This is a genomic window from Alcanivorax sp. (assembly GCF_040119285.1).
Taxonomy (GTDB): Bacteria; Pseudomonadota; Gammaproteobacteria; order Pseudomonadales; family Alcanivoracaceae; genus Alcanivorax.
Window position 1 is genome coordinate 1 of sequence record NZ_JBEDTY010000042.1, and the last position, 12558, is coordinate 12558.

A 12558-nucleotide genomic window follows, 5' to 3' on the forward strand; every position below is an offset into this window, starting at 1 on the left:
TGCTGAGCCCAGCGCGGTCGCACCTTTTACAGCCGCCTGCAACCAGGCCGGTGTGGCGGCCAGCACGCCACCGGCTGCAAGGCCCTGTACGAAGCGACGGCGTGTCGCACTATACGTTTTCATAAATGCTCCAATTCATTCATAAATACTCCAATTCAACGATATCGTTTTTCATAATCTTGCCTTCGACCACATCAACCGTGGCGAAATGCTCGTCGATGATCCCGTCGATTCTGACCTTGCCGATCCACTCGCGAGCCCAGTCGGATTCACCTTCCTCAACGACATCCGTTCTAAACACGACGCGGTAGGCGTCCAGCACTTGCCCCACTTCAGCGCCCTTGGGTTCGCCGATGCAGACGACTGTCCGCCCTTCGGAGGCCTGCACCACCTGACCCACCATGACGTACCGATGGTAAAACGGATTATTGGCACATCCGGCCACCAGCGGCATGGCCGAAACGAGCGCCACGTTTCGCAGAAATTAAATACTCATTACACACCTCCAAGAGTCATTGACATGAATCGTATAGCGCGGCCTTTCTCGTAACAGCTGAACGGGCGAGTCAGTGACGGTGACCGATACCAACCCGCATCAGCACAGATAATTCCGATATTAACTAATCTCCCCTGTCAGCCAGATGACTCGTAGATTACAAAAATGTCATCTTGGTGTAATCTTACTGTGGGGAATGACCCGCTAGACTGATATAAAACGTGATAAGCGAGGTATTTATGAGACTACTGTTAGTCGAGGATGAAATCAAGACTGGCGACTATTTGCGGCAGGGGTTGAGCGAAGCCGGTTTTCAAGTGTCCCTGGCTCGCAACGGTCTCGATGGCCACCATCTGGCGATGACCGAGTCTTTCGACCTGATTGTGCTGGATGTCATGCTGCCCGACGTGGATGGCTGGCGCATTGTGCAGTCGCTGCGTGAGGCGGGTCGCCAGACACCGGTGCTGTTCCTTACCGCGCGCGACCGCGTGGATGACCGGGTCAAGGGGCTGGAGCTGGGCGCCGATGACTACTTGGTAAAACCCTTCGCCTTTGCCGAGTTGCTGGCACGGGTGCGCACCTTGTTGCGCAGGGGTTCGGCACCACCCCTGTCGGATCAGCTCAAAGTGGCCGATCTCGTGCTGGATCTGCCTAGGCACCGGGTCACGCGCGCCGGCCGAAAAATCAATCTCAGCCACAAGGAATTCTGCCTGCTGGAACTGCTGGTGCGCCGTCAGGGTGAGGTGTTGCCGCGTTCGCTGATCGCCTCGCAGGTCTGGGACATGAATTTTGATTCCGACACCAACGTGATCGATGTGGCCATCCGTCGATTGCGCGCAAAAATCGACGACGACTTCGAGCCCAGGCTGATCCACACGGTGCGTGGCATGGGTTACAAGCTTGATGTGGAAGCAGAAGATGATGGCGACTGAGCGGCGTCCGCTTTCGCTAACCGCCAGGGTCATGGTCTTTGTCGCGTTGGCCATCGGCATCAGCCTGGTATTGATCGGCAATCTGGTGCTCGGTGCCGTCGAGAGGCATTTCGCCGAGCAGGACGCGGACGAGTTGGTCGTGATCAACCAGGCGGTAACGCAGACCCTGCAAAGGGTGGATGATCCGCTCCGGTTACCGGTGGCGTTGTCGCAGGCGGTGTCGGGACACCACGGTGTTTATTTTCAGGTGTGGAATGGCCGTGGCCAGCTGGTGTTCGCTACACCGGGGGCTGACTTCGCGCAGGCTATAGTAGCTTTTTCCCCCGTTAAGCGGATCCATGCCGATAACCTGGCTACTTGGCACATTGACGGAAATGCCTATCGGGGTGTCGTCACACGGTTTGTCAGCGACAGCCAGGAATATCGCATTGCCACGGCGATCGGCATGGACTTCCACCTGCATTTTCTGCAAGGGTTTCGCCGCAGTCTCTGGATTATCATGTTGCTTACTGGCGGTGTGACTTTGCTAGCGGCGTGGTTTGGGGTACACCAGGGACACGCGCCTTTACGCGGTCTCTCGGACGAGATGCGCAGTATTCAGGCCGACCGATTGCATATGCGACTTGATTTTCGCAGCATGCCCCTGGAACTACGGGATCTGGCCTCCGCCTTTAATCAGATGATTGAGCGACTGGAAGACAGCTTCACGCGGCTGTCGCATTTCTCGGCGGATATCGCCCACGAACTACGAACCCCGCTGACCAATCTCATCACCCAGACTCAAGTGGCGTTGGGCAGGGCCAGAACACTGGACGAATATCGTGAGCTCCTGTACTCCAATCTGGAAGAGCAAGAACGCCTGGCCAAGATGGTTAACGACATGCTCTGGCTGGCCAAGAGCGACCACGGCCTGCTCAAACCGGTGCAGGTAACGCTGGATCTGGCCACCGAGGTCAGGGAGCTGTTCGACTTCTTCGGGGCGCTGGCGGAGGAAAAACATATCACCCTGTCTTTGGAGGGTCAGGCACCGGGGGTAATGGGTGATCGCGCCATGCTACGCAGGGCCATCTCCAACCTGCTGTCGAACGCCATTCGGCACACCCCGGCGGGCAAATGGATAAAGGTTCGATTGACTAAAGCGGCGAATGACTCAGTATCGCTGAGTGTGATCAACCCGGACTCCGAAATTCCTGCACAGCACCTACCAAACCTGTTTGATCGCTTTTACCGCGCCGATCCGTCCAGAACACGCCAAAGCGAGGGTGCCGGTCTCGGATTGGCCATTGTTCACTCCATTGTTGAGACCCATGGTGGTCGTGTCGAGGCAAGCTCCGACCCGAACGCCACCACCTTCACCCTGTTTCTGCCTGTCACCGATGAGCGAAGCGCCTGAGCATGAGCGTGTCCAGCAAAACACGCCAGGCCCAATCGTGGCGAGGTGAGGTAGCCATGGTGCCGGGGCTCATCGCCTTTCGGGGTGAAGCTGGCGATAACAAGCCCCACAAACATTGGGCGCATCAGATTGTTGTGGGTCTGGGCAACCCGGTTGAGGTGCGCGTTGGCCATGCGTATTATGCCGGGACGAGTCTGTTGATCCCCGCCGGTACAATCCATCAATTACAAACTGCCAGGGTGTTGTGCCTCTATGCCGATCCGACCCACAATGCCTGTAAAACCCTGCTCCCCCAGACGATGGCACAAAACATTTCCATTATTGAGATTGACGGCACGCGGCAACTCATCCAGTTAAGCAGCGCAGACGATCTGCAAGCTGCGCTTGAGGATTTTCGGAAAGCCTGCACCTGTGGCGACGTATCTGGCCTGGATAATCGGTTCCAACAGGTGGTGGAAGCGTTGCGATCCGAGTTAATGCTTGGACGGGAACCTTCCCGTACCGACTTGGCTGAACTTGCCCACCTCTCATCGAGCCGATTCTCTCACTGGTTCAGCGAGCAAGCCGGCTTGCCGTTCAGGAGCTACAAGAAGTGGCTGAAGCTACTGCTGGCATTCGAACTCACCCAAAGCAGGTCGCTCACGGATGCCGCAATGACGGCCGGTTTTGCCGATCAAGCCCACTTTTGCCGTGCCGCGATGGAAGCGTTTGGCGTCAACCCTGCAACAATTAAACAGCTGCTTTCGGAAAAATAGCTCTTTCGTTCAATTGTGCATTGCTTATTCAGTGCAAAATGAGCGCTCTATGATGTTTGAGAGGTTTCCGGAATGAGTGCAATTCGATGGTTGATCAAGCTATTTTATCTGCCGGTTTTTCTATTGGCCGGCAATGGTATTGCTATTTATCTTGTAGGGTCAGGATACGCTGATGCCTGGTTGGCTTTATTACTATCCGGATTTGTGGGTCTGTCGTTCATTTGCGAAAAGGTTGTTCCCTATGACCCCACGTTCAATCTATCCCAACAGGATCAAGGCACAGACTTTATTCATGCCATCGTCAACGAATCACTCAATATACTTGGGCTTTTGATGCTTCCACTGGTTGGTCAGGCGTTTTCGCTGATAGATCTTTGGCCATCCAGCCTGCCACTACCGTTACAACTGGTCGTGGCGATCTTGATTGCCGATATGGGTATTACCCTGGCCCATTTCGCCAGCCACCGCTTCCATAGCTTGTGGAAACTGCATGCCGTCCATCACAGCGCAAAGCGCTTGTATGGTTTTAATGGTCTGATGAAGCATCCACTGCACCAGTTAATCGAAACCGTAGCGGGAACCATGCCGCTGCTTTTGATGGGTGTACCGCACAACATCATGCTGTTACTGGTTGTGGCGGTAGTGCTCCAGCTACTTTTGCAACACTCCAACGTGGCGTATTTTTCAGGGCCGCTAAAGCATATTCTGGCGATCAACAGCGTGCACCGATTTCATCATCTGAACACTGCCAAGGAAGGCGATGTGAACTTTGGGCTGTTTACCACTTTGACGGACAGGATTCTGGGGACGGCTTATTTTGACTCTTCCCGAAAAATTGCCATAAAAGATCTTGGTATTTCCTCGGAGCCCGATTACCCAACGCATTATATGGGTCAATTGCTTCAGCCTTTTAAGTGACAGAGCTAGCAATCATTCTGATGGAAAAAATGAGTTTGCTGCTGAACGCTGAATCCCTAAAAAAGGGAAAGTAAATCCGCAGGATCGACATCATTTTGGTGCAAACATTATAATGCCCATCCCTACCAGGGTGACGGTCACGCCAACAAAATCCCACAGATGCGGGCGAATCCCATCCACACTCCACAACCACAATATGGCCACCGAAACATAAACGCCGCCATAGGCCGCATAAACCCGACCTGCGGCGATCGGATGAAGAGACAGCAACCAGGCAAACAGCGCCAAGCTGAACGCTGACGGCAGCAGAACCCATGCGGATGCCGATTTCTTCAGCCAGAGGTATGGAAGATAACAGCCGACTATTTCCGCTATAGCGGTGATGATGAACAAACCGAGCGTGTAGAGGATGGACATACGAAGTTTTCTTGTTAATGCGGGTCCATTTGGCTGGACACGGGCTGATCCCGGCAAGCTTCTTCGGCCAGCTCGATCTCAATGGTGGTGTGAGCCAGATCGTAGGTTTCCAGGGCTGACTGGATGGTGGCCTTGAGCTGTGCGTATCTCGCCAGATCTTGCGTCTGCACGGCTTTGACATGAGCTGTCAGTACGTGGTGCTCTCCATCGAGGGACCAGAGGTGCAAATGGTGTACGTCGTCGATTTCCTTGAGTGACATCAGGGACGCACGAACGCTCTCCAGCAAATCTGGCTCCGGCACGGCCTGAAAAAACAACCGCCCTGTTGCCCAGAGATTACGCAGTACGTTGATCAGAATAAACAAGGTGAAGCCGATCGACAGCAGTGGGTCGAGAATGGGCCAGTCCACAAATTGCATGACCGTCGCCACAATCAGCACAGCCACCCAACCCAGCACGTCTTCCAGCAAATGCCAGTTGAGTACTTTTTCGTTCAAGGTTTTTCCCTGACTAAGGCGATAGGCGGCGTAGCCATTTACCGCCACGCCCAGCACGGCAAGGGCCAACATGCCTTCGGTATGTGGCATGACGGGGTCTGCCAAGCGGGGAATGGCCGTGACCAGTACCCAGACCGATCCCGCGATTAACACTAGACCATTAATCAGGGCACCGAACAGCGACAACCGCCGATAGCCGTAGGTGTATTCAGGATTGGCGGATTTCCTGCCCAGGCGGTTCAGCAGCCAGGCGCTGCCAATGGAGAGGCTGTCGCCCAGGTCATGGACCGCATCGGCCATGATGGCGGTGCTATTGGTCAACCAGCCACCAACGAATTCGATAACGGTAAAAATCAGGTTTAACCAAAAAGCCAAGCCCATTCGCTTGGAGCTATCATCGTGCGAATGTTGATGCATACGTTATTTCTCCAGTCGATGATTGGCTTGGCGTTGGGTAGCTAAACGATTAATGATCCTCGGTGCCGCCGATGGGCAGGGCTTGTTCGATTGGGCTGACATAGACCCAGCCGGATATGTCAGGTCCGATTTTCCCGGTTTTTCGAATGATCGAGGTCACCTCATCCACCTGATTGTCTTCACATACCAGAGACAATTGGACTTCTGAGATAACCACGCCAGCTTCGGCTGAATACGCCAGTTCCCGTTCCCCTAAAGGCTTCAAGGACCCTTTGATATCGAGTATTGATAGGTTTTTGTAGCCTGCGTCACGCAATGCATCGATGACATCGGCGGATCGAACGTGGTGGATAAAGGCGGTAATTTGTTTCATGTAAATACTCCAAAAAAATTCGCTATTACTGTTAGATGGATCGCGGAAAGAGGATACTTGCCGCGATCCTGAGGGTGTTACTGAGCGATCGGATCGCCATTGTTATCAATCGCTTTTGGCCTTCGCCAAGCCAATCGATACAGACCGGGGAGCACCAATAACGTAAGTAATGTGGAAGAGATAATGCCGCCGATAACCACCGTGGCCAGTGGCCGCTGGACTTCTGCCCCGGTGCTGGTATTGAGTGCCATCGGCAGGAAACCTAATGCGGCCACCAGAGCGACCATCAATATCGGCCGCAATCTCAACATGGCGCCGCCCAGAATCGCCTGCTCGACGGATTCACCGCGATTGAGCTCATCCCGAAAGGCCGACACCATCATGACCCCGGTCAGTACCGATACACCGCATAAAGTAATAAACCCAACACCGGCGGTAATCGAGAGGGGGATGTCCCGTAACCACAAGGCGATAATGCCACCGGTCAGCGCCAGCGGTACGCCACTAAAGACCAATGCCGCATCTTTTGCTGAGCCAAAGGTCATCATCAACAGTGCAAAAATCATCACCAAAGTGACGGGGACAAGCAGGCTTAACCGCTGCGAGGCCGATTGCAGTTGCTCAAAGGTGCCTCCATACTCCAGCCAATAGCCGGGCGGCAATTTCACCTGCTGCGCAACTTTACCCTGAACTTCAGCCACAAAACCACCCAAATCACGACCGCGAACGTTCGCGCTGACAACCAGTCGCCGCTTGCCGTTTTCGCGAGAGATCTGATTAGGTCCAGGGGCCAGCGTGAGACTGGCCACTTCCCGCAGCGGTACGTAGCCGCCCTCTGGCAGCGGTATCGGCAAACGTTCCAACGCGCGCAAGTCGCCCCTTATGCCCTCGGCCACTCGCACCACTATCGAAAACCGCTGGTCGCCCTCAAAGATCAGGCCGGCTTCCTCACCACCCGTGGCGGCGGCGACCACGTCCTGTACATCGGCGACATTCAAACCATAACGATACAGGGCTGAACGGTCGGCATTGATGGATAGAATAGGTAACCCAGACACCTGCTCGACCTTAACCCCTTCGGCGCCCTCGATACCGTTCAATACCGCCGCGATTTCGCCGCCAGATTTCAGCAGTTGCGTCAAATCGTCGCCAAACACCTTGATCCCGAGATCGGATCGCACACCCGATATTAACTCGTTAAAACGCAGCTGGATCGGCTGACTGATCTCGAAGGCATTACCCGGCAATAATGATAACTTCTCACCGATTTCCTCCAGCAACTGCGCTTTGGTTTTGTCAGGGTCAGGCCATTCACTGTGATCCTTGAGCATGACATAACCATCGGAAATGTTCGGCCCCATGGGGTCACTGGCGACTTCAGCCGTGCCGACGCGCGAGAAGTAGGTTTTGACTTCAGGGATTTCCAGCACCGCTTTTTCCAATTGAAACTGCATATCCAAAGATTGAGTGAGACTGGTACCCGGTATTCGCAGCGCCTGGATGGCAATATCGCCCTCATCCAGATTCGGGATAAATTCCGTACCCATCCGCGTTGCCAGTGCGCCGACCAAAACCACAAAGATCAGGGCCGCAGACAATACGAGTACGCGAAATTTGAGTGCCCACGCCAAAACCGGGGCGTAAAACCGTTTGGAATGGCGAACAATGAAATTGTCCTTCTCCTCAATATGCCCCGTCATAAACAGCGCCACGGCGGCAGGCACAAAGGTAAGTGACAGCACCAGCGCAGACAGCAAGGCCATGATTACCGCCATGGCCATGGGCGTAAACATTTTGCCTTCCACGCCGGTCAGCGCCAGGATGGGTAAGTTCACCAGAATCACTACCAATACGCTGATCAAACTCGGTGTAAATACCTCGCGGGTGGCCGCAAACACCGTTTGAAAACGTTCGTCCAGCTTTAAGGTGCGCCCAAGGTGGTGCTGACGTCCGGCCAGGCGCAAAATGCAGTTTTCGACAATGATCACCGCGCCATCCACAATCAAGCCAAAATCGAGCGCACCCAAACTCATCAGATTGGCGCTGACCTTGGTCTGCACCATGCCTGTCATCAACATCAACATGGATAAAGGGATCACCATCGCCGTGAGCAAGGCCGCCCGCACGTTGCCCAGCATGACCAGGAGCACGACAACAACCAATATCGCGCCTTCCGCCAGGTTGGCCTGTACCGTGGCAATGGTTTTATCGACCAGTACCGTACGGTTATAAACCGGCTCAGCAATCACGCCTTCAGGCAGCGTTTTATTGATCTCCAGCAACTTGGCCGACACCGCCTGGGAAACCGTCCGGCTATTACCGCCCAACAGCATGACGGCGGTACCCAATACTGTCTCCTCACCGTTGAGTGTCGCAGCACCGGTGCGCAATTCCTTGCCGAATCCCACCTCGGCCACGTCAGCCACGGTAATAGGTAAGCCGTCACGACGGGCGACGATGATTTTTTCGATCGCCGGGATGTCAGCTACCTGTCCGGGTGCGCGGATCAAATATTGCTCGCCATTTTTTTCAATATATCCGGCACCGATGTTGGCGTTGTTTTTCTCCAATGCCGCCACCAGATCGTCGAAGCTGAGCTGGTAGGCCAGCAGCTTTGCAGGCTCAGGGGTGATGTGGAACTGCTTCTCGAAACCGCCAATGGTATTGACTTCGGTGACGCCGGGAACCAGACGCAACTGGGGACGGATCACCCAATCCTGCAAGGTGCGTAAGGCCGTTGCATCATAGGGCTCACCGTTTTCTTGCAAGGCGCCCGGTTTTGCATGCACCGCATAGTGAAAGATTTCACCGAGACCTGTGGCAACGGGTCCCATAACCGGTTCGATCCCCGAAGGCATCTCGCTTTTCGCCTGCTGCAAGCGCTCGTTGATCAGGTTGCGGGCGAAATAGATGTCCGTGCCTTTTTCAAACACCACGGTCACCTGAGACAGGGCGTAGCGTGACAGCGAACGGGTGCTCTCCACATAGGGCAACCCAGTGATGGCCAGTTCTACCAGGTAGGTAATGCGTTGCTCCACTTCCAGTGGTGAATAACCTGGGGCTTCCGTATTGATTTGCACCTGGACATTGGTGATATCGGGTACCGCGTCAATGGGCAGCTGCTGATAGTTCCAGACACCCAGGGCCCCAATTACCAGCACCAGAAACATCACCAGCCAGCGGCGCGCGATGGAAAATTGAATGAGTTTATCTATCATGGTGAACTCCTATTGTGGGTTCATATGACCGGTTAAAGCCGTGTAGGTGGTTCGACGTCGTAAATGGTGCCAAGAATACTGTTTTAGTGTCCATGTTCAGCATCCTCCTTGCCCAGCTCCGATTTCAGAGTAAAGCTGTTTTTGCTGACATACACTTCATCTGCGGACAGACCTGCCACCACTTCGCTTAGCTCACCGTCGGTTCGCCCCAAAGTCACTGTACGTGGTTCAAAACCTTCCTCACCCCGAACAAAAACGACAGGGTTATCCTCGACGATTTGCAAGGCTTCGTTGCGGATCACCATTGGAGCGGCTATTTCTGCGCGGGTGATTTGCGCGTTGACAAAGAGACCGGGTTTCCAAATGCCATTCGGGTTGTCGATCAAAGCGCGCGCCATAATGGCCTGATTACCAGCTTGGCCAAGCGGCGCAATATAGATGATTTTTCCCTCTGCGATTTGGGTCGAATCGAGACTGAGAATGCGAACCCGCTGGCCTAATTCAACCTGGGCAACATCCTTGGGAAAAATCGACAGCTCTACCCAGACCGTGGAGAAATCCTGCACTACCAACAGCGGGGTATCGCTGGTTTGCTCGCCAGGGTTTGCGTGGCGCTGGGTAATAACGCCATTGAGTGCAGAGGCAATCGAATAGGTTTTCAGGCTTTCGTTGGCTTCTACAGACAACAGGGCTTCGCCTTTGCGAACCGAATCACCAACACTTTTTTTAACTTCCCGAATAACGCCGTCGAAGCGTGCCGTTACCGACTGTACACGCTCTGCGTTGGTTGCGACGACGCCATATACTGGCAAAACATCACGGATGGTGCCCGAGGTAACGGTTGCCAGCGTAATGCCGGCATGTTTTATCTGCTCCAGGGTCAGCTCGACATGGCCTTCTTCACCGTGCTCTTCCTCTTCTCCGTGACCCGTCTCGGCGAAAGTTTGTCCAGACAACAGGGTGATCGCAAAGCAACACGTAATTAGACGGATAAATGATTTTTTTAACTGGGTATTTGATTTCATTGTGGGGTTCCTGAAAATGTGTAGTCTTCGCCATACTGCGTCAAGGCCAAGGGCTCTGCTGTTAGCTGCTCAATTTCTGCGCCATAGGTTAAGGCCGCTGCGGCCGCTTCGATCTGGGTACGCCTGGCGCTCAATAATTCCTGCCGTGCACTGACATAGTCGAGATACCCGTACCGGCCCCGTTGATAGGCCGCCTGTGTTTCTACCAGCGCTTGTTCAAGGGCGGGAATGATCGCGGTACGTAGCGCCTTGACCGCGACAATGGCTTGCTTGCGGTTGTGAAAAGCCCGGAACAGTTGCGTGTGTAGATCCAGCAGCATTACGTCGCGCTCTGCCAACACCTGATTTTTTTCGGCCAACGCGGTCGAAACCGCGCCGGCATTTCGCTTGCCGGAAAACAAGGGCATGCTGAAACCCGCTACCAATGCGGTGTCATCGGTCTCCTGCAAGCGACGAACCCCCACCGACCAACTGATATCGGCACTGGATTGGGTTTGAGCAAGGCGTATTTCTGCTTCTTTGAGACGGGACTCTACTGCGAATACTTCTATCGCAGGATTTTTTTCAACTTTGGCGTACAACAGGTCGAATGCCACGTCCTCGCCAAACTGGAATAGATCACCTTCCACTTTGTCAAAGTCCGGTGAGGTTACCCCCCACAAGGCAGACAACGACACTTTCAAATAAGCAAGCCGTTGCTGCTCCGAAAGCAAAGCGAGCTTCGCTTGCTCGGCAGCGGCCTGTGCCCGTTTGACTTCCGCCTCGGGTGTCGCTCCCGCCGTAGCCCGCTTTTTCACAATGCGTAAGCTCTCGCTCGCCAATTGGGCGGCCTCGCCAGCCAGGGTGACCTGCTCCTGTGCCGCTAGCACATCGACGTAACGGCGGGTGACTTCGCCCAATAAGGCCAAGGATTCCACCTGTCGGCTGGCATTGAGCACCGACCGACTGTGGGAGATTACGCCTTGCCGTGCCGCGCGCTTATCCCCCATTTCGATGACCGAAGACAGCGCAATGGTGAGTTCAGCACCACCTGCGCCGCTGAAGTCCCCAGTGCCCCCGACATTTTCAGCGTCAAATCCCAGCTCATACGCCGGCCTTAACCCGGCTGTTTCGGCCTGCCCTTGAAGGGCTGCGTAGCGGTAGGGAAAAACTTTTAAAGAAGGGTTTTGTGACAAGGCGCGCTGCACCGCATTGGTCAGCGTGATCGTTGAGTCCCCAGGTGCGGCGTTAAGCCCCGACGAAGAAATAAAAAATAATAAACTGAACAGAATGCAGCGGCTTTTGATATTCCGCCGACCCGTAGCGCCAGAACCCGGCGCAGTACGTATTGATAGCATATGGTAGATCCTACTTATTTAAGATAATTCAAACCGCGCGTTGCAGCGATAACGGCAACACAGAAAAAACTTAATCGGTAAAATCAGGCGATTGGAGGGCGGTACAGCGACGAGGATGGGGCCTCGGGAATGAGGGCTTGATAGTTGTTATGCAACGAATGTTTATGCAAAAAGTTTGAGTGAGTCAGGTTACCGGATAAATAGACATGGCAATGGCAGCCATGGTGATGGCAATAAAACAGATCGTCAGGCGCGGTATTTTGATCTGCAGGATCAATAACGGTCGAGCTATCCAGCATTGCCGATGATGAGCCATCGGAGGAATAAGGGGCTGTATCCGAATAATCAAGGGGATGAACGTCAGCCATAGCTGTCACTGATTGCAGTGCAATCAAGACTAACAGCAGATAAGACAGTGCTTTTCGACTCATAAACCGAATATAACCCCAATGAAATGGAATAGCCTGCGAAGCATACCACCTTTGATTGCGGAGTCAATCAACGATTGTCCCGGCGCCTTTCGTTTACCTGTTATCCGCCTGTCAAAGCGAGCCAGGTCGAGGATCTTTATTGGCGGTGTATCATAAGACGATTGCTTGTTGTTCATATTGTGCCCGGTGTCTCAGGACTTAAGTTGCAAGATGCGGCGCGCGCCATTCAACACAATCAAACCGATGATAAGGCCAATCACCAAGTCTGGATAACGTGAGCCCGTCCAGGCCACCAATCCACCGGCAAGGATCACCCCTAGATTGGCAATCACGTCATTGGCGGAGAAAA

Annotated in this window: 12 protein-coding genes and 1 pseudogene; 4 read left to right on the top strand and 9 right to left on the bottom strand. The window is 54.0% G+C overall.

Translation table 11 applies throughout. The annotated features are described in order from the left end of the window. Positions 1 to 139: 139 nt before the first annotated feature. Positions 140 to 454, bottom strand: a complete 315-nt coding sequence (locus ABNH10_RS16165; protein ID WP_349386883.1) for a hypothetical protein — start codon at positions 452 to 454, stop codon at positions 140 to 142. Between the two features lie 281 nt (positions 455 to 735). Between ABNH10_RS16165 and ABNH10_RS16170 the strand changes: the two genes are divergently transcribed. From ABNH10_RS16170 to ABNH10_RS16185, 4 genes are all read left to right on the top strand, one after another. After that, on the top strand, positions 736 to 1428 hold the full coding sequence (locus ABNH10_RS16170) for a heavy metal response regulator transcription factor (RefSeq protein WP_015485733.1): 693 nt from the start codon (positions 736 to 738) through the stop codon (positions 1426 to 1428). Next, the gene (locus ABNH10_RS16175) at positions 1415 to 2821 is read left to right on the top strand and encodes a heavy metal sensor histidine kinase (protein ID WP_081601067.1); all 1407 of its coding nucleotides are present in this window, start codon (positions 1415 to 1417) and stop codon (positions 2819 to 2821) included. Before ABNH10_RS16170 ends, ABNH10_RS16175 begins: the two co-directional genes overlap by 14 nt. A gap of 56 nt (positions 2822 to 2877) precedes the next feature. Then, positions 2878 to 3576: a helix-turn-helix domain-containing protein gene (locus ABNH10_RS16180; protein WP_015485731.1), complete on the top strand. Its 699-nt coding sequence runs from the start codon at positions 2878 to 2880 to the stop codon at positions 3574 to 3576. Positions 3577 to 3648: 72 nt separating this feature from the next. Then, a complete protein-coding gene (locus tag ABNH10_RS16185; protein ID WP_276783930.1) occupies positions 3649 to 4494 on the top strand; it encodes a sterol desaturase family protein in 846 nt (281 codons plus the stop codon). 90 nt (positions 4495 to 4584) lie between these two features. On the opposite strand, the gene ABNH10_RS16190 is transcribed toward ABNH10_RS16185, so the two are convergent. From ABNH10_RS16190 to ABNH10_RS16225, 8 genes and pseudogenes are all read right to left on the bottom strand, one after another. Continuing rightward, positions 4585 to 4911, bottom strand: coding sequence for a YnfA family protein (locus ABNH10_RS16190; RefSeq protein ID WP_015485729.1), 327 nt, complete (start codon positions 4909 to 4911; stop codon positions 4585 to 4587). A gap of 14 nt (positions 4912 to 4925) precedes the next feature. Next, entirely contained in the window at positions 4926 to 5825 is a 900-nt protein-coding gene (locus tag ABNH10_RS16195; protein ID WP_015485728.1) for a cation diffusion facilitator family transporter, read from the bottom strand. A gap of 49 nt (positions 5826 to 5874) precedes the next feature. Next, entirely contained in the window at positions 5875 to 6198 is a 324-nt protein-coding gene (locus tag ABNH10_RS16200) for a P-II family nitrogen regulator (protein ID WP_015485727.1), read from the bottom strand. A gap of 77 nt (positions 6199 to 6275) precedes the next feature. Then, positions 6276 to 9416 carry an efflux RND transporter permease subunit gene (locus ABNH10_RS16205; protein ID WP_349386884.1) on the bottom strand — a complete coding sequence of 1047 codons (3141 nt, stop codon included), beginning with the start codon at positions 9414 to 9416 and terminating at the stop codon, positions 6276 to 6278. 83 nt (positions 9417 to 9499) lie between these two features. Beyond that, a complete protein-coding gene (locus tag ABNH10_RS16210) occupies positions 9500 to 10441 on the bottom strand; it encodes an efflux RND transporter periplasmic adaptor subunit (RefSeq protein ID WP_015485725.1) in 942 nt (313 codons plus the stop codon). Then, positions 10438 to 11778, bottom strand: coding sequence for a TolC family protein (locus ABNH10_RS16215; RefSeq protein ID WP_015485724.1), 1341 nt, complete (start codon positions 11776 to 11778; stop codon positions 10438 to 10440). Before ABNH10_RS16215 ends, ABNH10_RS16210 begins: the two co-directional genes overlap by 4 nt. An 83-nt stretch (positions 11779 to 11861) precedes the next feature. Next, on the bottom strand, positions 11862 to 12209 hold the full coding sequence (locus tag ABNH10_RS16220) for a hypothetical protein (RefSeq protein WP_015485723.1): 348 nt from the start codon (positions 12207 to 12209) through the stop codon (positions 11862 to 11864). Positions 12210 to 12400: 191 nt separating this feature from the next. Beyond that, positions 12401 to 12558, bottom strand: a pseudogene (locus ABNH10_RS16225) (cation transporter); the annotation flags it as partial.

Excerpts from the sequence above, each read along its gene's own strand:
- ABNH10_RS16205 (WP_349386884.1), bottom strand. The coding sequence starts at position 9,416 with ATGATAGATAAACTCATTCAATTTTCCATCGCGCGCCGCTGGCTGGTG.
- ABNH10_RS16165 (WP_349386883.1), bottom strand. The coding sequence starts at position 454 with ATGCCGCTGGTGGCCGGATGTGCCAATAATCCGTTTTACCATCGGTAC.
- ABNH10_RS16175 (WP_081601067.1), top strand. The coding sequence starts at position 1,415 with ATGATGGCGACTGAGCGGCGTCCGCTTTCGCTAACCGCCAGGGTCATG.
- ABNH10_RS16220 (WP_015485723.1), bottom strand. The coding sequence starts at position 12,209 with ATGAGTCGAAAAGCACTGTCTTATCTGCTGTTAGTCTTGATTGCACTG.
- ABNH10_RS16195 (WP_015485728.1), bottom strand. The coding sequence starts at position 5,825 with ATGCATCAACATTCGCACGATGATAGCTCCAAGCGAATGGGCTTGGCT.
- ABNH10_RS16200 (WP_015485727.1), bottom strand. The coding sequence starts at position 6,198 with ATGAAACAAATTACCGCCTTTATCCACCACGTTCGATCCGCCGATGTC.
- ABNH10_RS16170 (WP_015485733.1), top strand. The coding sequence starts at position 736 with ATGAGACTACTGTTAGTCGAGGATGAAATCAAGACTGGCGACTATTTG.
- ABNH10_RS16185 (WP_276783930.1), top strand. The coding sequence starts at position 3,649 with ATGAGTGCAATTCGATGGTTGATCAAGCTATTTTATCTGCCGGTTTTT.
- ABNH10_RS16190 (WP_015485729.1), bottom strand. The coding sequence starts at position 4,911 with ATGTCCATCCTCTACACGCTCGGTTTGTTCATCATCACCGCTATAGCG.
- ABNH10_RS16215 (WP_015485724.1), bottom strand. The coding sequence starts at position 11,778 with ATGCTATCAATACGTACTGCGCCGGGTTCTGGCGCTACGGGTCGGCGG.
- ABNH10_RS16210 (WP_015485725.1), bottom strand. The coding sequence starts at position 10,441 with ATGAAATCAAATACCCAGTTAAAAAAATCATTTATCCGTCTAATTACG.
- ABNH10_RS16180 (WP_015485731.1), top strand. The coding sequence starts at position 2,878 with ATGGTGCCGGGGCTCATCGCCTTTCGGGGTGAAGCTGGCGATAACAAG.